This window comes from Sphingopyxis sp. USTB-05 (assembly GCF_023822045.1).
GTDB lineage: Bacteria > Pseudomonadota > Alphaproteobacteria > Sphingomonadales > Sphingomonadaceae > Sphingopyxis.
This window is the reverse complement of the sequence record NZ_CP084712.1, coordinates 2,685,468-2,706,355: the sequence shown is the minus strand read 5'-3', so window position 1 is coordinate 2,706,355 and position 20,888 is coordinate 2,685,468. Positions and strand designations below refer to the sequence as shown.

The 20,888-nt window shown below is 63.4% G+C and carries 15 protein-coding genes; 5 read left to right on the top strand and 10 right to left on the bottom strand.

Annotated elements, in window-relative coordinates:
• Positions 1 to 15: 15 nt before the first annotated feature.
• Positions 16 to 2,334: a beta-glucosidase BglX gene (gene bglX, locus KEC45_RS12545; RefSeq protein ID WP_062178782.1), complete on the bottom strand. Its 2,319-nt coding sequence runs from the start codon at positions 2,332 to 2,334 to the stop codon at positions 16 to 18.
• A gap of 250 nt (positions 2,335 to 2,584) precedes the next feature.
• Here bglX and KEC45_RS12540 point away from each other — a divergent pair, with 250 nt between their 5' ends.
• Together KEC45_RS12540 and KEC45_RS12535 are read left to right on the top strand one after the other, a co-directional pair.
• Entirely contained in the window at positions 2,585 to 5,650 is a 3,066-nt protein-coding gene (locus KEC45_RS12540) for a TonB-dependent receptor (RefSeq protein ID WP_252171090.1), read from the top strand.
• Positions 5,651 to 5,718: 68 nt separating this feature from the next.
• A complete protein-coding gene (locus KEC45_RS12535) occupies positions 5,719 to 7,212 on the top strand; it encodes a glucoamylase family protein (RefSeq protein WP_062178786.1) in 1,494 nt (497 codons plus the stop codon).
• 44 nt (positions 7,213 to 7,256) lie between these two features.
• On the opposite strand, the gene KEC45_RS12530 is transcribed toward KEC45_RS12535, so the two are convergent.
• The 9 genes from KEC45_RS12530 to KEC45_RS12490 all read right to left on the bottom strand — a co-directional run bounded on the left by KEC45_RS12530 (position 7,257) and on the right by KEC45_RS12490 (position 16,838).
• A complete protein-coding gene (locus KEC45_RS12530) occupies positions 7,257 to 8,123 on the bottom strand; it encodes an endonuclease/exonuclease/phosphatase family protein (protein WP_062178787.1) in 867 nt (288 codons plus the stop codon).
• Positions 8,120 to 9,466 carry a GH1 family beta-glucosidase gene (locus KEC45_RS12525; RefSeq protein WP_062178789.1) on the bottom strand — a complete coding sequence of 449 codons (1,347 nt, stop codon included), beginning with the start codon at positions 9,464 to 9,466 and terminating at the stop codon, positions 8,120 to 8,122. Before KEC45_RS12525 ends, KEC45_RS12530 begins: the two co-directional genes overlap by 4 nt.
• A complete protein-coding gene (locus tag KEC45_RS12520; protein ID WP_062178791.1) occupies positions 9,463 to 10,218 on the bottom strand; it encodes an alpha/beta hydrolase-fold protein in 756 nt (251 codons plus the stop codon). The genes KEC45_RS12525 and KEC45_RS12520 overlap by 4 nt, the downstream gene beginning before the upstream one ends.
• 23 nt (positions 10,219 to 10,241) lie before the next feature.
• On the bottom strand, positions 10,242 to 11,057 hold the full coding sequence (locus KEC45_RS12515) for a carbohydrate ABC transporter permease (protein WP_062178794.1): 816 nt from the start codon (positions 11,055 to 11,057) through the stop codon (positions 10,242 to 10,244).
• Complete coding sequence (locus tag KEC45_RS12510; RefSeq protein ID WP_062178797.1) at positions 11,054 to 11,950, bottom strand: carbohydrate ABC transporter permease; 897 nt, start codon at positions 11,948 to 11,950, stop codon at positions 11,054 to 11,056. Before KEC45_RS12510 ends, KEC45_RS12515 begins: the two co-directional genes overlap by 4 nt.
• Positions 11,947 to 13,194, bottom strand: coding sequence for an extracellular solute-binding protein (locus tag KEC45_RS12505; protein WP_238586586.1), 1,248 nt, complete (start codon positions 13,192 to 13,194; stop codon positions 11,947 to 11,949). The genes KEC45_RS12510 and KEC45_RS12505 overlap by 4 nt, the downstream gene beginning before the upstream one ends.
• 37 nt (positions 13,195 to 13,231) lie before the next feature.
• On the bottom strand, positions 13,232 to 14,251 hold the full coding sequence (locus KEC45_RS12500; protein ID WP_062178803.1) for a LacI family DNA-binding transcriptional regulator: 1,020 nt from the start codon (positions 14,249 to 14,251) through the stop codon (positions 13,232 to 13,234).
• 117 nt (positions 14,252 to 14,368) lie between these two features.
• Positions 14,369 to 15,451, bottom strand: a complete 1,083-nt coding sequence (locus KEC45_RS12495) for an ABC transporter ATP-binding protein (protein WP_062178806.1) — start codon at positions 15,449 to 15,451, stop codon at positions 14,369 to 14,371.
• Between the two features lie 22 nt (positions 15,452 to 15,473).
• The gene (locus KEC45_RS12490) at positions 15,474 to 16,838 is read right to left on the bottom strand and encodes an MFS transporter (protein ID WP_238586587.1); all 1,365 of its coding nucleotides are present in this window, start codon (positions 16,836 to 16,838) and stop codon (positions 15,474 to 15,476) included.
• 259 nt (positions 16,839 to 17,097) lie between these two features.
• Between KEC45_RS12490 and guaB the strand changes: the two genes are divergently transcribed.
• From guaB to KEC45_RS12475, 3 genes are all read left to right on the top strand, one after another.
• Positions 17,098 to 18,555: an IMP dehydrogenase gene (gene guaB, locus KEC45_RS12485; protein WP_062178809.1), complete on the top strand. Its 1,458-nt coding sequence runs from the start codon at positions 17,098 to 17,100 to the stop codon at positions 18,553 to 18,555.
• Positions 18,556 to 18,666: 111 nt separating this feature from the next.
• Positions 18,667 to 19,857 carry an RsmB/NOP family class I SAM-dependent RNA methyltransferase gene (locus KEC45_RS12480; RefSeq protein ID WP_062178812.1) on the top strand — a complete coding sequence of 397 codons (1,191 nt, stop codon included), beginning with the start codon at positions 18,667 to 18,669 and terminating at the stop codon, positions 19,855 to 19,857.
• 11 nt (positions 19,858 to 19,868) lie between these two features.
• Entirely contained in the window at positions 19,869 to 20,420 is a 552-nt protein-coding gene (locus tag KEC45_RS12475) for a tetratricopeptide repeat protein (protein WP_238586588.1), read from the top strand.
• The last annotated feature ends 468 nt before the right edge of the window (positions 20,421 to 20,888 follow it).

Below are 20,888 nucleotides of genomic sequence, written 5' to 3'. Positions count from 1 at the left end.
CCTCGGCAAGGCCGGCTAGTCGGTCAGCTCGAACGATGCCTCGGATCCCTCCGCCGAAGAGGGGCCGACCCACAGCGTGAACTGGCCGGGCTCGCTACCCCAGCTCATGTCCTGCCGCGTAAAGGCGAGGTCGGCGTCGGTCAGCGTGAAGCGCACCGTCCGCTTCTCGCCCCTTTTGAGACTGATCTTCTCGAAGCCTTTCAGCTCCTTGACCGGCCGCGTCACCGACCCGACGAGATCGCGAACATAAAGCTGCACCACCTCTTCGCCGTCACGCGCGCCGCTGTTGGTGACCGTCACCGTTGCGGTCAGCGTCTCGCCTGGCCGGATTTTCGCCTTGTCCAGCGTCACCGGCGAATAGGCGAAGCTTGTGTAGCTGAGCCCGTAGCCGAAGGGATAGAGCGGCGTGTTCGGCGTATCGAGATAGCGTGAGACATATTTCGCGTTCGGGTCCTCGGGCTTGATCGGCCGCCCGGTGTTTTTCATGTCGTAATAGATCGGTACCTGCCCGACGTTGCGCGGGAAGGTGACGGGCAATTTGCCCGACGGGTTATAGTCGCCATAGAGGACATCGGCGATCGCATGCCCGCCCATCGTGCCCGGATACCAAGCCTCAAGGATCGCATCGACATTGGCGTCGGCCCACTCGATGCTGTTCGGACGGCCGCTCATCAGCACGAGGATGATCGGCTTTCCGGTCTTCTTCAGCTCTTCGAGTAGGGCCTGCTGGTTCCCCGGCAGGTCGAGCGAGGTGCGGCTCGCTGCTTCGCCGGTCATATTCCAATGCTCGCCCATAGCGGCGACGATGACGTCCGATTTCTGCGCGAGCGCAATCGCCTCGGCGAAACCGTCGCTTTTACCCGCATCTGCGAACTCATAGCCGGCGCCCTTTGCATAAGCGACGGTCGTGCCCTTGGGCGCGCGCTTCTGCATGCCTTCGAGCAGGGTTACCGGCCGTTCCTTGCGGTCGCCTGCGGCGGACCAACTGCCGATCATATCTTCCTTGCTGTTGCCGAGCGGGCCGATCACCGCGATCGATTTCGCCGTCGCGGCAAGGGGCAGGGCATTGCTCTTGTTCTTCAGCAATACGATCGACTTGCGCGCGACGTCGCGTGCCGCTTCGAGGAAGTCGGGACGATAGATGGTCGCTTTTTCTCGCGCTTCGTCAGAATAGCGATAGGGGTCGTCGAACAGCCCGAGGCGATATTTCATTTCGAGGATCGCTTTCACGGCCTCGTCGACGCGTTTGACGTCGACCTTGCCCTCGGCGACCGATTTCGCGAGGTGATCCATGAACACCGCGCCTTGCAAATCCATGTCGACCCCGGCGTTGATCGCCTGTTCGCCCGCCTGTTTCAGGTCGCGCGAATAGCCGTGAGGGACCATTTCGTTGATCGACGTGTAATCGGTTACGACAAAGCCCTTGAATCCCCATTTCTTCCGCAGCACGTCGGTCAGCAGATAATGGCTGCCCGAAGCAGGTACGCCATCATATTCGTTGAACGAGGTCATGAAAGTCGCCGCGCCGGCGTCGGCCGCCGCCTTGAATGGCGGCAAATAGATATCGCGAAGCGTGCGTTCGGAGATGTCGACCGTATGATAATCGCGGCCTGCCTGTGCTGCACCATAGGCGGCGAAATGCTTGGCGGTCGCGAGCACCGTATCGACGCGCTTCAGATCGTCGCCCTGAAATCCGCGCACGCGCGCAACCGCGATCTTGCTGCCGAGGTAGACATCCTCGCCAGCGCCTTCCGACATGCGGCCCCATCGCGGATCGCGAGCAACGTCGACCATAGGTGCGAAGGTCCAGTGAATGCCCTCTGCAGACGCCTCGGTGGCAGAGATTCGTGCTGCTTTTTCAATGGCTTTCAAGTCCCAACTAGCCGATTCGCCGAGCGAGATCGGAAAGATGGTGCGGTGGCCGTGGACGACGTCATAACCGAAAAGCAGTGGGATTTTCAGTCGCGTCTCTTCGACCGCCAGCCGCTGCAGTTCGCGCGTATATTTGGCGGTGAAGGCGTTGAAGATCGAACCGATCCGCCCCTTGCGAATATCGTCCTGATAGCCTTGGCGGATCGTCGGGCCGGTCGAATCCCAGTCACTCGTCAGCAGCGACAACTGCCCGACTTTCTCGTCGAGGGTCATCTTCGCCATCAGGTCGGCGATGAAGCGATCCATCTTCGGATCGGGGCGCATCCAGCCTGCTGAATCCGCGGCGACTTTCTCGCTCGTGCTCGCTGTGGGCTTCGCGAAGAGCGGGGCGGAGGTGAGTGTTCCAGCCACCATCAAGGTGGCCAGCGTCAGGCGTGTGAGGTTGCGCGTCATCGGCGGCATGATTCGTCCTTCCCGGTCGGGTCTGCTTATACATTGTCACGCGGATTGGCCGAATTTCGGCCAAAAACGGGCTGGTCCCCGATCGCATCCGTCTGTGTCGCTTCCCCCTATACAGTGATCGTGAAACCGGTTACAAATCAAAAAAACAACGGCGCGGTTTCCCGCGACTCGTCGCTGCACCGGAGGCAAGGCCGGTCAGCGGATGAGGCGAGCGCGGAAAATGTCGGGGTTCGCAATTAGGGAGGATGCTGTGAAGTTTTCGCGTGATTTTCAGACCGTTTCCGCGCGCCAGTCGCGCGCCCGTTCGCTTGCGGCTGCGCTCGCATGGAGCAGTGCCGCTGCGGCGCTGGCGGTTGCCGTCGCTGCCCCCGCGCATGCACAGGTCGCCGGCGCATCGCTTCGCGGCACGGTCAAGGCCGAGGGCGGCGTGTCGGAAGTCACCGCCGTCAACGTCAACACCGGGCTGACGCGCACCTCGACCGTTACGGCAAGCGGCGGCTACAGCTTTTCCTCGCTGCCCGTCGGCACGTATCGCCTCGAACTGACGACCCCACAGGGCAAGCGTCAGACCGACGAGTTCGCGCTGAATGTCGCGCAGAATGCGGTGCTCGACTTCGACTTCTCGCAGCCCGACATCGCCGAAGGCGGCGACGATGCGATCATCGTCACGGGCAGCCGTCTCCGTTCGATGGAAGGCGGCGAAGTCGGCAGCAATATTTCGCGGCGCTTGATCGAAGTTTTGCCGCAGAACAATCGCAACTTCCTTGCCTTTGCCGACCTTGCCCCGGGCGTTCAGTTCCTCACCAACAGTGCAGGCCAGACAAGCCTGCGCGGCGGTGCGCAGGGCGCCAATGCGATCAACATCTTCATCGATGGCATCGGGCAGAAGGACTATGTGCTGAAGGGCGGTATCAGCGGACAGGATTCGACGCAGGGCAACCCGTTCCCGCAGCTTGCGATCGGCGAATATCGCGTCATCTCGTCGAACTATAAGGCGGAGTTCGACCAGGTCAGCTCTGTTGCCATCACCGCGGTGACCAAATCGGGCACCAACGAATTCCACGGCGAAGGTTTCTACGACTTCACCAACCAGAGCCTTCGCGACCGGCTGCCGCGCGAGAATTTCCCGACCTATATTCCCAAGGTGCGGACCAAGGACACGCAATTCGGTGGCGCGCTGGGCGGCCCGATCATCAAGGACGTGCTGCACTTCTTCGTGACCTATGAGGGCAAGCGCCGGGTTGAGCCGCGCGAGATCAAGCCAGGTCTCGACCTGCCGACGAGCTTTTTCCCCGATCGATATCAGAGCGCTTTTGGCGCCCGGACCTCGGCGTTTAACGAAGACCTCTATTTCGGGAAGATCAATTTCACCCCGACCTCGAACGACCTGTTCGAATTCTCGCTCAAATATCGCGACGAGAGCGGCGAGGAACTCAACAATGGTTTCGCCGCCGAAGAGACGGCGACGATAACGAAGGTCAAGGAATGGCGCGGCCTTGCTCGCTGGGAGCATACAGCGGACACGTGGGTGAACGACTTCAAAGTTGCCTATGAGGATGTGACCTGGAATCCTCGTCCGCTCAACTTCGGCAATGTGTCGCTGTTCAACGTGACGGTGCCGAACACACCGCCGGTTACGGGAACCCGTCGCGGCGATATTCTCCGCGTCGGTGCGGGCACCAATTTCCAGGACAAGGGTCAGAAGGGTTGGCAGGTCTCGAACGATTTCACCTGGACCGGGCTCGACAGCCATACGTTCAAGGTTGGCGTGAAGGCGAAGTGGATCGAACTTAACACCAACACGCAAAATGGCGTGAATCCGGTCTTCACCTATAACGCGCTATATGCACCTGGTGGCGCGTTCAATGATACGATTCCCTACCGCATGACGTTCAGTGCGCCGGTGGACGGGGGTGATCCCGACATCAGGTCGAAAAACTTTCAGCTCGGCCTCTATGCGCAGGACGATTGGGAAATCGACGATCGTTTGACGCTCAATATCGGCCTCCGTTGGGATTATGAACGGACGCCTGCGTTCCTCAATTATAAGCATGACCCGGCGATTGCGGAATTCGTCGCGGGTCGTGCATCCTACACTGCTGCCAACGGGACGGTCACGCCGCCCTATGCGAACCTGCGCAACGCAAATTTCGACATCGACGACTTCATCTCGACGGGCAACGAACGGAAGGCATTCAAGGGCGCATGGCAGCCGCGGCTCGGCTTCACATATGCGCTCGATGACGAGAAGCGCTTCTCGATCTTCGGCGGTTACGGCCGCTCCTATGACCGCACCCAGTTCGATTTCATCCAGCAGGAACTGGCGCAGGGCCTGTTCGCGGGCCGCACCTTCAATTTCAATAATCCCGGCGACACGACCAATGTTTGCGCGCCCAGCGCAACCTGTATCGCGTGGAATCCGGTCTATCTGACGCAGGCGGGCCGCGACGCGCTGATTGCGGGTCTGCCGGCTGGGGCCGGGCGCGAATTGCGGTTCATCAAGAATGATCTCAAGACCCCCTATTCGGACCAGTTCAGCCTGGGGGTTCGTGGCCGCTTCAATCTGCTCGATCTTGAAGCGGGCTACAGCTATGTCGAAAGCCACGACGGTTTCGCCTATGTGCTCGGCAACCGCCGTCCCGACGGCAGCTTCTTCCCGCCGAGTGGAAATCCGGATTCGCCCTTCGGTTTCGCACCGGCGCCGTTCGGCAGCATCATTCTCGGCACCAACGGGATCGAAACGCGCGCGAACACGGCCTATTTCAAGCTGACGAAGCGCTATACCCAATTCTCGCCGTGGAGCCTCGACGCAACATACACCTTCACCGATGCCGAGGAGAACCGGCAGCTCGGCGAAGTGTTCGCGCTCGATTTCCCTGGCATCGAAGACTATCCATTCATCGCCGCGACCGGTACGCGCAAGCACCGCTTCGTGATGGCGGGTTCGGTCGACGTTCCGTTCGGCATCACGCTGTCGGGCAAGTTCCAGATCGCGTCGCCGAAATATCTCGCGCAGCTCGTCGGCACGCCGGGTGTCGGCGGCGTCCCGCCCAGCCGGACGGTGACCTCGATCGAGACCGAGGGCAACGGAGATCGCTGGGGCTATCGCCAGATGGACCTGTCGATCACCAAATATGTCCCGTTGCGTTTCCTGACCGAGGAATCGCGGCTGCGCTTCCGCGTCGACATCATCAACCTGTTCAACGATCGCAACTACAGCGGCTTCAGCGCCATCACCGGGCTGCGTAACCAGAATGATCTGGGTTTGGATGGTCCTCCGCGGACGATTAAGCTATCGGCCGGTTTCCAATTCTGACCGGCTGACAAGGCGCCCGGCCTGCACCCCCCTCCCGCGGGCCGGGCGCCTCACTTTTGGAGTATAAAATGTCGTTCCGCAGCGGGGCTTTTATTCTGCCCCTGGTCGCGCTGACCGCCGCTTGTGCCGCCAACCCGGCGCCGTCCACCGCTACTCCCGCGACGACCAGCCTGCCGCCGATCACCGAGGCGGCCTTTTCGGAAGAGCTGACCGAACGCACCTTCCGCTATTTTTGGGATACGACGGACACCGAGCGCTGCCTTGCGCCCGATCGCTGGCCGAGCAAGCCCTTCTCGTCGATCGCGGCGACGGGTTTTGCGCTCACCGCCTATGGCATCGGTGCAGAGCGCGGCTATGTGACGCGCGCCGAGGCGGCGATGCGCACGCGCGATTGCCTGCGTTTCTACTGGAACGCGCCGCAGGGGCCCGCAGCGGCGGGCACCACCGGCTACAAGGGCTTTTTCTATCACTTTCTGAAGAATGACGACGGCACGCGGTACAGGACGAACGAGCTTTCGACCGTCGACACCAGCCTGTTCCTTGGCGGCGCGCTGTTCGCGCAAAGCTATTATGACCGGAACGATCCGATCGAGGCCGAGATTCGCGAGCTTGCCGAGAAGATCTACACACGCGTCGACTGGACCTTCGTTCAGCGCACCAACACCGGGACCGAGGCGCAGAACCTGCCGGGCTCGCACGGCATCACGATGGGATGGAAGCCGGAGAAGGGCTTCGAGACGCACGACTGGGTGGGCTATAACGAAGGCATGCTCGTCTATATCCTCGCGCTGGGTTCGCCGACGCATCCTGTCGGGAAGGACGCTTGGGACAAGGGCTGGGCCGCCGATCTCGAAAAGGATTGGGGCAGCTTCTACGGACAGCAGCACCTGCAGTTCGAACCGATGTTCGGGCACCAATATAGCCATGTCTGGGTCGATTTCCGCGGTATCCGGGATGATTTCATGCGCGGCAAGGGCATCGACTATTTCGAGAACAGCCGCCGCGCGACGCTGGCGCAGCGCGCCTATGGCGCCGACAATCCGAACAAATGGACGGGCTACAGCGCCGATATCTGGGGCTGGACCGCATCGGACGGGCCAACCTATTCCGAGGGTAAGCTCGTCGTGAACGGCACGCCGCGGAACTTCAATACGTACATGGCGCGCGGCGTCAGCGCGATCCGCGTCGTCGACGACGGCACCGTCGTGCCGACCGCGGCGGGCGGTTCGGTCGCCTTCGCACCCGAAGTCGCCATTCCCGCGCTGATGGCGATGCGCAAGCAATATGGAACGCGGCTTTATGCCCGCTACGGCTTCAAGGACGCCTTCAACCCCAGCTTCACCTTCACTGATGTGGGTTCGCACTCGGGCGAGGTCGATCCCGTTCACGGCTGGGTCGCGAACGACTATCTTGGCATCGATCAGGGCCCCATCCTTGCGATGATGGAAAATCACCGCAGCGGCTTCGTGTGGAAGGTGATGCGGAAGAACCCGCATATCGCGCGCGGGCTTAAACGCATCGGCTTCACCGGCGGCTGGCTGGACAAGGCAAAATCGGAATAAGCCTCGGGCCACCCCGGCCCTTGCCGGGATGGCCGTTAGCGCTTTTAGCAACCCTTGCCGATGCACAGATCGGCGAGCACGGGATAATGATCGGATGGCAGCTTGCCGCCATTTTGGTCGGTCAGCGTCGCGTGGCGCAGAATGATCACATCGTCGCTGACGAAGATATGGTCGATCGGGCTCGGCTCCATCTGCGCGATCTTGAAGCCGGTAAATGTACCGAGCGGGCCGTAATGCGGCGTGTGGCTGATGATGCGACTGTCCTTGAGCGCGCCCTTGCCGGGCTCGACGATCGCCGCATAGGCATTGCTGGTCGCAGGACTGTTGAAATCGCCCATCAGCACGGCGGTCTCGCCGGCTTTACGCTGGCCGTCGATCCAGTGGCGGATCAGGCGGGCGCTTTCCTGCCGCGCAACCTCTCCGATATGGTCGAAATGGGTGTTCACGACGAGCAGGATGCGCTTCGCCGCGCGATCGCGCAGCCGCGCCCAAGTCGCAATCCGCGGCAGCGCGGCATCCCAGCCCTTGCTTGGAAGTGCCGGGGTCGGCGACAGCCAGAACGTGCCCGATTCGACCAGCGTGAAGCGGTCGCGGCGGAAGCCGAGCGTCGAATATTCGCCCTTTTCCTTGCCATCGTCGCGTGCGACGCCGACGAATTGATAACCGGGCAAGTCGGCTTCGACCGCCTGCTTCTGATGCTGCAACACCTCCTGCATCCCGACGAAATCGGGTGCCTGATAAGCGACCAGCGCGGTCAGCGCCTGCCGCCGGTGCGGCCAGGCATTGTCGCCGTCCGACGCGAGGTCGAGCCGGATATTGTAGGTCATCGCCTGATAGTGGTCGGCGCGTTCTTTCGCTGCCGCGGGAAGAGCAAGCAGCGCTGCGGCGGCGAGGATCAGGATCCTTTTCATCCGAGGTTGCCTCCGTTCGACGCGATCACGCTGCTGTAGAAGCGTGCGCTTCGTTTCGGCGTGCGGACCTGCGTCTCATAGTCGACATGGACGATCCCGAAACGCTTCGAGAAGCCCAGCGACCATTCGAGATTGTCGAGCAGCGACCAGGCCATATAGCCGCGCACGTCGACGCCCTGCTTGATCGCGTCGCCGATCGCGGAGATGTGCGTGCGCAGATAATCGCAGCGCAGGGGATCGTCGATTCCGTCGGGGCCGGCCGTCGGCGGGTCGTAGAAGGCGGCGCCATTCTCGGTGATATAGACGGGGATATTGCCATAAGTGTCGCGGAACCAGACGAGCATGTCGGTGAGCGCGGGCGGATAGACCTCCCAGTCGGTCGTCGTATGCGTTGCGTTCTGCCGCACCGGTGACGCGCCGACGGGCCACTGGTTCGGGTCGTTCTTTACGACGTTGCGCGTGTAATAGTTGATCCCGATGAAGTCGACGGGCTGGCAGATGTCCCGTAAATCCTGGGCTGACCATTCGGGCCAAGCCTCGCCGAACACTTCGGCGAGTTCGGCGGGATAGCTGCCCTTCAGCGCCGGATCGAGATACTGGCGATTCATGTAAGCGTGCGCGCGCGCGGTCGCGGCGACGTCTTCGGGGCTGTCGCTCGCAGGATATTTGGGCTCGATGTTGACGACGAGGCCGATTTCGTGCGCGCCCTCGCCGCGATAGGCCTGCACGGCCGCACCGTGCGCGCGCATCAGATTGTGGCTCGCGATCGGCGTCTCGAACAGGTTGCGATGTCCGGGGGCCAGCGCGCCATGGAGATAGCCGCCGTCGGTGATTACCCACGGCTCGTTTAGCGTTACCCACTTCTTCACGCGCCCGTCGAGGCGGCGGTACATCACCGAACCATAGTCGGCGAACCAGTCGGCGATGTCCCGGTTGAGCCAGCCGCCCTTGTCGTCGAGCGCCGCGGGCAGGTCCCAGTGATGCAATGTGAGCAAGGGTTCGATATCATTCTTCAGCAGTTCGTCGACCAGCCGCTCGTAGAAATCGAGCCCCGGCTCGTTCACGCGCCCGATCCCCTCGGGCAACACACGGCCCCAGTTGACGCTGAAGCGATAAGCCTTGAGCCCCAGCTCCTTCATGAGCGCGACGTCGGCCGGCATGCGGTTATAATGGTCGCACGCGACGTCGCCCGTGTCGCCCTTTACCGCCATCAGCCGCGGATCGTGGCTGAACCGCTGCCAGATGCTCGCGCCCGCGCCGTCGGCGAGTGGCGACCCTTCGACCTGATAGGCGGCCGTCGCGGCGCCCCACAGGAAATCGTCGGGGAAAACAGTCTGCGTCATTTTTTGTCCTTGTCGGCAATCGTTGGGGAGGAAAGTTTCTGTTCGAGCAACCAGGCGTAAAGCGCCGGATCGTCATAGGCGGGATCCCAGGCATTATGGCCAAGATCGGGATAGATGGTCAGGCGCACTTTGCGCCCGCCGCAGGCGCGGATCGAACGCGCCATGTTAAAGCTGCCTTCGGGCACGACCACATCGTCGCGGTCACCGTGAAAGGCCCAGACGGGCAGGTCCATCAGGCGGCACGCCTCGCCGGGATTGCCGCGCCCCGCGACTGCCGCGACCGCGGCGAAGCGTTTCGGCTCGGCGATCGCCCAGCGCCAGCTCGCATGGCCGCCGCGGCTAAGGCCGGTGAGGTAGATGCGCGCAGGATCGACGCGGTAGGTCTTCGCAACATGGTCGACCAGCCGGTCGAGCCTGTCGATATCCCAGTCCTGATCGGCGCCGAGCAGGGGCGAGACAGTCAGGAAAGGAAAAGAAGGGTCGCGATCGGCGATCTTCGGCGGACCATGGACCTTCACTTTCGCGAGATCGTCGCCGCGCTCGCCCGACCCGTGGAGAAAGATGAGCAGCGGATATTGTTTCGTGGTGTCGGCCAAATAGCCTTTGGGCACGAATAGCTGATAAGGATAATTGCCCGCCTCGATCGGCTGCTGCGGTGTCTGTCCTTCGACGGGAGCGAGGGTTTTCGTCTTTGCGGCGACGGGCGATGCGGCGAGTGCAAGCCCGAGCAGCGCCGCGGTCCAATATGTCATTCGTCTGTCCTTGCTGGATGGGTTCATCCCTTGACGCTCCCCGCCAGAAGCCCGCTCAGGTAAAAGCGTTGGAGCGCGAGGAAAAGGATGAGAACGGGGAGGGTGGTGACGACGGCGCCGGCCATCATCAACTCATTGTCCTGCACATGTTCGCGGCTCATCGCGGCGAGCGCGACGGGCAGCGTGTAGAGGTCCTGATCGGCGAAAATGATCAGCGGCCACATGAAATCGTTCCAGCTGCCGAGGAAGACGAACAGCGCAAGCGTGACGATGATGGGGGTCAGGATCGGCAGAACGACGTGGCGCAATATCTGCCCCTCGCTCGCGCCGTCGATGCGCGCCGCCTCAAGCATCTCGTCGGGGATCGACAGGCAATATTGTCGGACGAGGAAGATGCCGAAAATGCCTGCGAGCCAGGGCACGAGAGCGCCCGCATAGCTGTTGACCAGTCCCAGCGCCTTCAGTTCGAGGAACAGCGGCAGCATTCCGATCTGCCCCGGAACGACCAGCGCCGCGACGAGCAGGCCGAAGGTCGCGTCGCGTCCCCGGAAGCGCAGCTTGGCAAAGGCATAGCCCGCTGGAATCGTAAAAAGGAGCGCGAGCGCGGTTGCGAGTGTCGAGACGAGCAGGCTGTTGGCGAGGAACTTTCCGATGCCGAAGGTGCCGAACAACATGCGGTAATTGTCGAGGCTGGGATCGCTGGGTAGCAACGGCGGCGGAAATTGCGACGCCTCGCCCCGCGCCATGAAACTGACCGAGACCATCCACAACAGCGGCATGATCGTCAGCAGCGCGACGAGCGCGGCCAGCAGGGTGACGGGCCAGCGGCGCAGGCTCATATCGCGCCGCTCCGCCGCGCCAGTCGCAGCTGCACCAGCGTGACGGCAAGGATGCAGAGGAACAGCAGAAAGGCGACAGCCGCGCCCGACCCGAGGTTCCACCATTTGAAACCCTCCTCATACATGAAATAGAGGATGGTGACGGTCGACTGCGCGGGGCCGCCCTGCGTCATCACATAGGGTTCGGCGAACAGCTGGAACATCGCCGCCACGGTCAGGACCGAGACGAGCAGCACCGTCGGCGCGATGGCGGGCAAGGTTACATGGCGCAGCCGCGTGAGCCAGCTCGCGCCGTCGATCCGTGCGGCCTCATCGAGTTCGCGCGGCACCGTCTGCAAAGCCGCGAGGAAGATGATCATATTATAGCCGAAGGTCTTCCAGCCGACGAATATCAGGATCGCGGGCAGCGACGCGTGCGGGCTGCCGAGCCAGTCGATCGGCGCCATCCCAAAGAGCGAGAGGAGATAATTGACGAGCCCGTAACGCGTATCGAGCAGATAGCGCCATACCACGGCGGTCGCGACAAGCGTCGTCACATAGGGCGCGAACAGCGCGACGCGCCAGACGGGGCGCCACGCCAGCCAGCGCGAGTTGACCAGCATGGCCGCGAACAGCGACAGCATGACGATGAAGGGCGTGCCGACCGCGACGAACAGCAACGTATTCGTCATCGCTTTCCAGAACAGAGGGTTGTCGACCAGTCTTTCGTAATTTTCGAATCCGACGAAGCGCAGATTACCGATATCGGCGAGCGCATAGATATCGAAATCGGTGAAGCTCAGAAACAGGGATGCGGCGGCCGGGAGGGCGAAAAATACCGTTATGGCGACTAGCGCGGGCGCGCTCATCGCCCAGCCGGCACGCGCTTCGCCGGGGCGCCACGCCGCGCTCATAGCGCCTTCCCCTTGCCGAGCATCCAGCGCCGCTTTTCGAGCAATCGGTCGGCACGCCGGTCGATCTCGGCTGCTGCGGCGTCGATGCTATATTGCCCGCGCACCATGCGTTCGGCGACGACCTGCATCTCGGTAACGATGCGTTCCCACTCAGGCACCTTCGGCAACGCCGTCGCGCGATCGAGCTGCGTCGCGAAGGGCGCAACGAGCGGATTTGTGGCCAGACCCGCTTCGCGCCATACCGACCGCCGTGCGGGCAGGCTGCCGGTCAGTTCGTGGAACCGCAATTGCGCAGCGGGAGCGAGGAGGCGCGTCAGCACGCCCCACGCCGCATCGCTGTCCGCTGTCCCGGCAAAGACCACAAGGCTCGATCCGCCCGGCGCGGCCGATCCAATACCGTCGGGCCCCGGGTTGGGCGCTGTGGCCCATCGCGCGCGCATCGCTGGTGGCAGGCGATTGTTGAGGTCGCCGATCGTCCAGGGGCCTGACAGGAAGACGCTGAAATAGCCGCGTGCAAACTCGTTCCAGATGTTCGCGATCTGCGCCGACGATGCCCGAGGGGCGAGGCCTTCGTCGAACAGCGACTTATAGAAAGTCAGCGCTGCCTTGAATTCGGGGTCAGAAAATGCGCCGCGCGACCCCTCGTCACGCAGCATCCGCGCGCCCGCCGACAGAGCGAGCGTCGTCAACTGCTCATATTCGTTGAGCGGATAAAGCAGGGCATAATTACCGTCGGCCGCTTGCTGCTTGACCTTGTGTAGCGCCGCTTTCCACGCGTCCCAGCCCGTCGGTGGCGCGGCATAGCCCGCGCGCTCGAACAGATCCTTGCGGTAGAATTGCAGCCGCGTGTCGACGTACCAGGGCACCGCCCAGGTTTTGCCCGCGATCCGATTGGTGTCGACCACCGCGGCGAACTGGTCGCCGAGTAGCGCTTCGGCCGACGCAGGCACCGGCGCAATCGCGCCGATCGCGGCCATTTCGGCGATCCAGCTATTGCCGACCTGTCCGATTGCGGGCAGCGAGCCGCCGGCAAAGCCGGTAAGCAATTTCTCGTGCGCCGCGGTCCATGGCAGCGGCTGTACCTTGATCGGCGGCATGCTCGCGGGCAGCGCAAGGTCTTTCAGCAATGCAGGCAAGTTCGCGCCTTCATTGCCCATTGCCCAGATCGTCAATGCGTCGCCGTGCCGTGCTTCGCATGCGCCGAGCATCGGGAGCAGGGGCAGCGCCGCCAGGGCGCCCGTCATCTGGCGCCGCGTTAACTGCATCGGGCGCCCATAGGGGTCATGCGTGTGCGCCGCGCGCCGTAACCACGGTGCCGGTCGTGCCGCGCGCGATCAGCGCAGGGGTCAGGATCGTTGCGCTTGCCGCGCCGAGCGTCTCGCCGCGCAATATGCGCAGCAACATCATCATCGCGGTCGATCCCAACCGGTCGATATGGACCTGCATCGTCGACAGCGACGGATTGAGGTGTCGCGCGAGCGGGATATCGTCGAAGCCCGCGACCATGATGTCGCCCGGCACCGACTTGCCCGCTTCGGCGAGTCCTGCGATCAGACCGACAGCCATCTGGTCGTTTGCGGCGAACACCGCATCCGCGGGCAATTGCCCCTGTACAAGCAGCCCGGCGGCCTTCAGCCCGCTCTCTTCCGAAAAATCGCCGGGCAGGATCGCCGGATTTCGCACGCCGCCGATTTTCGCCATCGCGTCGACGAAGCCGCGCTGCCGGTCGCGCGCGTCGCGATTATGCTTCGGCCCCGCGATATGAACGACCTGCCGCGCCCCGCGCGCGAGCAGTGCCTCGGTCATCGCATAGGCGCCGCGATAATTGTCGACCGCGACGAAAGGCAGGTCGAGCGAGCCCGCATCATAGTTGAGCAGCACCGTCGGCAGCGCAGGGTCGAGATAATCGGACAGCAGTTCGGGCTTCAAGTCGGGCGGCATCACGAGCAATCCGTCGACGCGCCCGCGCATCGCCGCGATCGCGGCGGCGGTTTCGTGCGTGCTGCCGTGCATGTTGCCGAGGAGCAGGTGCATACCCGATTCATGCGCGACCAGATCGATGCCGCGGATGATTTCGGAGAAGAATTCGCCGAACAGGTCGGGCAGGATCACCCCCACCGTATCGGTCTTGCGCCGCGTCAGGCTGCGCGCGCCGCTGTGTGGGACGAAATTCAGCTTTTTGACTGCGGCCATTACCGCGGCTTTCGTCGGTGCGGTGACATTGCCGAGCCCGTTGATTGCCCGCGATGCCGTCGCCACCGAAACCCCCGCTTCGCGGGCGACGTCCCTCAATGTAGCCATATTGTCGGGCCCCTTTCCCTCATACCGCGTCGGGTCGCCGTTGCGACTCCGTGCTCGTCATCTTGCCGGGTGCGGAAACTCCGGTAGGGTAACCGGTTACACGGGCGAAATGCAAGGTCATTCCCCCGCTTTTCCCAACGCTTGGCCCTCGGTGTCGAATAGATGTAGATGCTGTGGCGCAAATGATGCGGCTATCAGGTCGCCCTCTTCGAGGCTGCCGTCGTCGCGCAACTGGCAAGCGATCGCTTCGTCGCCATCGCGTCCGCCCAGATGCAGTGTTGCAAGGCCTCCGAGCCGCTCGATAAAGCGGATCGTGAAGGGCAGCCCATCGGGGGCATCGCCGATCGCAATATCCTCGGGCCGGATGCCGATCGACAGCGGCGTTCCGGCCGCGAGCGGCTTTGCAAGGACGGGTAGGGCGATGGTGCGGCCGTCAGCGAGCGTCGCCCGGCCATTCTCCAACACCGTTGCGGCCAAGATGTTCATCCGCGGGGTACCCAGAAATTGCGCGACGAATATATTCGCGGGCCGCGCGTAAAGCTCGCGCGGCGTGCCGACCTGTTCGATGCGGCCGTCGCGCAGCACGATGATCCGGTCGGCGAGCGTCATTGCCTCGACCTGATCGTGCGTGACGTACAGCGTTGTCGTGCCGAGTTGGCGGTGCAGACTCGCAAATTCGTAGCGCATCCGTACCCGCAGATCGGCGTCGAGATTCGATAGCGGTTCGTCGAACAGGAATATCTGCGGCTGGCGCACGATCGCGCGCCCGATCGCGACGCGCTGCCGCTGCCCGCCCGACAGCGCTGCGGGCTTGCGCTCGAGAAGCGCTTCGATGTTCAATATGGCCGCGGCGCGGCGTACTGCGACGTCGATCGCGCTCTTGTCCGCCTTTGCGATGCGCAGCCCGAACGCCATATTCTCATAGACCGTCAGGTGCGGATAAAGCGCATAGGACTGGAACACCATCGCGATCCCGCGTTCGGACGGCGCAAGAGCCGTCACATCGCGGTCGCCAATGACGATGCTACCGCCTGTCAGCTCCTCAAGCCCTGCGACCGAGCGTAGCAGAGTCGATTTGCCGCACCCCGACGGCCCGACGATGACGGTGAATTCACCATCGGCGACGTCGATCGAAACGCCCTTCAGAACTTCGGTGGCGCCGAAGCTTTTGCGTGCATCACGGATCGACAGTCCGGCCATTGTCCCCTCGGTCCCGGCGCCCTCAGTGGACTGTCACGCCCGCGCCGGCCTGCCGCGCAGGGGCGCGCCCGGCCGCGATGGCAAAAACGCATAGCGCGACGTAGCAGGCGGCGGGCAGAACCAGCGCCGCAGCATAGCCGACCGCACCCGACAGCAGGCCGATGAAATAGGGGATCACCGCGCCGCCGACGATCGCGGTGCAGAGCAGCCCCGACGTCGCCTCGGCGCGCGCGGTCGAGCGTTCGAGCGTCAGGGTGAAGATCACCGGGAACATGATCGAGTTGAACAGGCCGATCGACAGCGCGACGAAGCCCGCATTCACCCCGCCGACGACCGCGACATAAAGACAGAGCAGAGCGGCGATGGCGGTAAAGGTCGCCAGCATCTTCGATGCGGAGAAGCGTGCGAGCAGCACCGAACCGATCGCGCGGCCGATCATCGCGCCGCCCCAATAGAGCGCCACCGCCTTGCCGGCCTCCTGCAACGAAACCCCTGGAACGCCGTCGCTGCCCATGATCCAGCCAAAGACGCCGAAGGCGGCGTCCGACTGGCCCCAGATCGCATCGCTGTTGAGGAACAGCGCCATCTGCGTTCCGATTGCGACTTCGGCGCCGACGTAAAGGAAGATCGCGAGCCCGCCGAGAAGCGCCCAGCGCGACGAAAAAGCCTCGCGGATCAGTTCGCCCATGCCGGCGCGTTCGCCGATCGGCGCGGGGGGCACCGCGTCGTTGACGATCCGCCGGCTGACCCAGAAGAACAGCAGCAGGGCGACGATCAGGCCGCAGATCCAGAAATACGCCGAATCGATCCCGCCCAGCGCCTGGGCCCGCACGGCTTCGGTGACCACCGTGCCTTCCTTGACCTCGACACCCTCCAGGAACAGGTGCGCGCCGATGAGCGGGCCGAGGAAGGTGCCGAAGCTGTTGAAGGTCTGGCTGAAGGTCAGGCGAAAATGGCTGCGCTTAGGATCGCCAAGCGCCGCTGCGAGCGGGTTGGCCGCGACCTGCAGGATGGTGATGCCGCTTGCGAGGATGAAGAGACCCGCCAGCACGAGCGGATAAACCGCAAGGTTCGCGGCCGCGAGCATGACGAGGCAGCCGACGACCATCGTCGATAGCGCCGTCAGGATCGACGGCACCGAATGGAAACGCGCGATCAGGGCTGCGGCGGGGAATGACATCAGGCCATAGGCGATGAAGAAGGCCGACGCCGACAGTTGTGCTTCGGCGTCGCTCAGCGTGAAGATGCCTTTTACCGCGGCGACGAGCGGATCGATCAGCGAGGTGATGAAGCCCCAGGCAAAGAAAAGTACGGTCACTGCCGCGAAGGCCGCCATGGCATTCGACCGGCCTCCGCTAAGGGTGGTCGCCTGGCTGGGCTCGTTCATCGGAATATCCTCTTCGCCGAAACTATGTTATGCGCAGCGGTCTAACGAGCGGCCGGAGGCAATGCAACCGGTTACATTGCACCGGGTGCGGCGTTGGTTTCCGGCGCGCCGAAGCGGTGCCCCAAGCTATACGAAATAATCGTTCGTCACCCACTGGCGCGCGCGGGCGCGACTGGTTACATGGGCCGCCACCAAACGAATCGCGCGTGTCGCCCCGCAATCCGGGGCAGGCGCCGCCCGCACCAGAAAGTGGCGACCCATGGAAATCATCACCGGCCTGACATTCGACGATGTGCTGCTGGTCCCCGGCGCGTCGGATATCCTGCCGTCGGATGCCAATCTGTCGACCCAGCTGACGAGCGAGATCAGCCTCAACATTCCGATCCTGTCGTCGGCGATGGACACGGTGACCGAGGCCGACATGGCGATCCTGATGGCGCAGATCGGCGGCATCGGCGTCCTTCATCGCAACCTGACCGTCGAGGAACAGGCGGCCGCGGTGCGGCAGGTGAAGCGCTTCGAAAGCGGCATGATCGTCAACCCGATCACGATCACGCCCGACGCGCCGCTCTCCTATGCGACGGCGCTGATGGCGCAGCACAAGATTTCGGGCATTCCGGTGGTCGAAACCGGCGGCAAGCTCGTCGGCATCCTCACCAACCGCGACGTGCGCTTCGCCGACAATCCCGGCCAGCCGGTGCGCGAACTGATGACCGCCGAAAATCTCGCGACGGTTCGCCCCGGCGTCCAGCAGGACGAGGCGCGCAAGCTGCTCCACCAGCGCCGCATCGAAAAGCTGCTCGTCGTCGACAACGATTATCGCTGCATCGGCCTGATCACCGTCAAGGATATGGAAAAGGCTGTCAATTTCCCCGACGCGACCAAGGATGGCAGCGGCCGCCTGCGCGTTGCCGCGGCCACGAACACCGGCGATTCAGGCGTCGAGCGCGCTGAGGCGTTGCTCGAGGCCGAATGCGACCTGATCGTCGTCGACACCGCGCATGGCCACAGCAAGGGCGTCGGCGCGACCGTCGAGCGGATCAAGAAATTGTCGAACCGCGTCCAGGTGCTCGCTGGCAATGTCGCCACGGGCGACGCGACGCGTGCGCTGATCGATGCGGGCGCCGACGGCGTCAAGGTCGGCATCGGCCCCGGTTCGATCTGCACGACGCGCATCGTCGCGGGTGTCGGCGTGCCGCAGCTTACCGCGATCCTCGACAGCGTCGAAGCGGCGTCGAAGCTTGGCGTTCCGGTGATCGCCGACGGCGGCCTCCGTACGTCAGGCGACGTGGCCAAGGCGCTGGCGGCTGGCGCGTCGAGCGTGATGGTCGGATCGATGCTCGCGGGCACCGCCGAGGCGCCGGGCGAAACCTTCCTCTATCAGGGCCGCACCTATAAAAGCTATCGCGGCATGGGCAGCGTCGGCGCGATGGCGCGCGGCTCGGCCGACCGCTATTTCCAGCAGGACATCAAGGACCAGATGAAGCTGGTTCCCGAAGGCATCGAGGGCCAGGTCCCGTTCAAGGGTCCCGCCAAGGACGTGATCCACCAGATGGTCGGCGGTGTGAAGGCGGCGATGGGCTATACCGGCAGCCGCACGCTCAACGATTTCCGCGAACGTGCGAAGTTTGTGCGCATCACCAATGCGGGCCTGCGTGAAAGCCATGTTCACGACGTCGCGATCACGCGCGAGGCGCCGAACTATCCGGCGGGGTAATCCGCCCTGTCGTCATTGCGAGCGCATCGAAAACAATCCAGAACGGATAGTCCGCACTGGACGGCGTCGTTGCTTCGCTCCTCGCATTGACGGGGAAGAAAGGTTGAACTTATGACCCCGGCTGCGCGCGTCCAGACTGCGATCGAAATCCTCGATGCCATCGCCACCTCCGCGCGCGACGGTGGAGCACCTGCCGACGCGATCTTTGCCGAGGCGATGCGCGCGCGCCGTTATGCTGGATCGAAGGATCGCCGCGCGATCCGCAACCATGTTTATGATGCGATCCGCGGCGTGCGTTCGGTGCCGGCTTCAGGCCGCGCCGCGATGCTTGCGCTTGCCGATGCCGACCCCGAACTCGCCGCATTGTTCAATGGCGCATCCTATGGCCCGGCAGTCATTTCGGCCGATGAACCGCGCGCCGAAACCGGGATCGCCACCACCGCACTGATGAAACTCTTTGACCCGCTGATCGGCAAGGCGGAGCGCGAGGCGATGCTGGCGCGCGCGCCGCTCGACTTGCGCGCCAATCGATTGCGCTCCAGCCGCGATGAACTCGCACTGATCTTTCCGGACGGCGAAGCGATCGCCGGCCTTGCGGACGGCTGGCGTCTGCCCGGCGAAACTGCGGCGGTCCAACATGCGTCCTATGCCGAGGGTCAGTTCGAGGTGCAGGACGCCGCGAGCCAATATGCCGCCGCCGCGCTCGAGGCCGAAGCCGGGCAGGTGATCATCGATCTTTGTGCCGGTGCCGGCGGCAAGACGCTCGCGATCGCTTCGGCGACGGCTGACGAAGCCGCGATCCTGGCCTGCGATACCAACCGCGCGCGGCTTCAGCAATTGCCGCCGCGCGCCGACCGCGCCGGGGCAACGACGATCGAAACGCTGCTGCTCAATCCAGCGCAGGAACGCGCGATGCTCGCCGACCGGATGGGCAAAGCCGATCGCGTCATCGTCGACGCTCCTTGCTCGGGCAGCGGCACCTGGCGGCGCAGCCCCGAACTGCGCTGGCGCTCGACCCCCGCTCGGCTTGACCGTCACGTCGCCGAACAGGCCAAGTTGATGGACATCGGCGCCGATCTTGTGGCGCCGGGCGGCAAACTTCTTTATGCTGTCTGCTCGATCATCACGCGCGAGGGGCGGGCACAGGTGGACGATTTTCTGAACCGGCATCCCGGCTGGACGGCCGATACCGATATCCTTCCGGACGGCATCGGCCGCGCTGCGGGTAGCGGATTTCTGCTGACTCCGGCGCGCGACGGATGCGACGGATTTTTTCTCGCACGGCTGACCGCGCCATGTTAGCATCGCCTGTAATGAAGCGATGGGAGAATGCGATGCGCGTCGGCTTTTTGGCTCTAACTGCGGGTGTGATCCTCGCCAGCCTGCCCACGGTATCCGATGCGCAACGCGCCGATAACGACATTTTGCCGCGCTCGATCGCACTTCAGCACGAAGGGCAAAAGGCGCAGGAAGCCGGCGAACTCGATCAGGCGATCGACCTTTATGAATCGGCGCTCGCGGCCGACCCGCGCAACCGCTCGGCGATCATTGCGCTGGCGCAGGTCGCCCGCGCTCAGGGCCTGCCGGGCAAGGCGATCGGCCTCTATCGCGAAGCGCTCGTGCTTGAGCCCAACGACATCGTCGCGCTGACGGGGCAGGGCGAAGCGCTTGCCGACAAGGGTGCGCTCGAACTCGCGCGCGAAAAGCTGGCCGAGGCGCAGCGCGTGTGCGGCGACAAATGCCCGCAGGTCGCGGCGCTCGAAAAGGCGATCGCATCGAGTGCATCGAAGCGCGTCGTCGCCGCCGAAGTGCTGGTGCCGAAGCCGGTGGTCGCCACGGTCGGGACGACCAGCAACAAAAATTGATCGTCGCTCCCGCTTATCCGGGTTGCAATCGAGAATGGCGGCCAACGACCGATTGCTGCCCTCCACATCCTCGTCACCCCGGACTTGATCCGGGGTCCCGCTTGAGGTCAAAGCCAGTAAGCGCGTCCAAAAAAGCGGGATCCCGGGTCAAACCCAGGATGACGAAAGACGGGTAACGACCAGGGGCTTATCCTATCTTTCTTCGTCATCCCGGACTTGATCCGGGATCCATAGCCGCACCATCGTCATGGACCCCGGATCAAGTCCGGGGTGACGAAGATGCGGGACGAACGACAACTCACCGTGCCAAAACCGACATCGCCTTAAAAAAGGTCTTTCCTACATTATCCGGCCGTGCCAGCCTTCATCCGGCTCTTTCATTCGGTGAACAAAAGCGGTCGCTGCCTGCTTGCGGGTGCGACTATGATCGGACGTGCCGCGCACATCCAGCACTCTGCGACTTGCAAA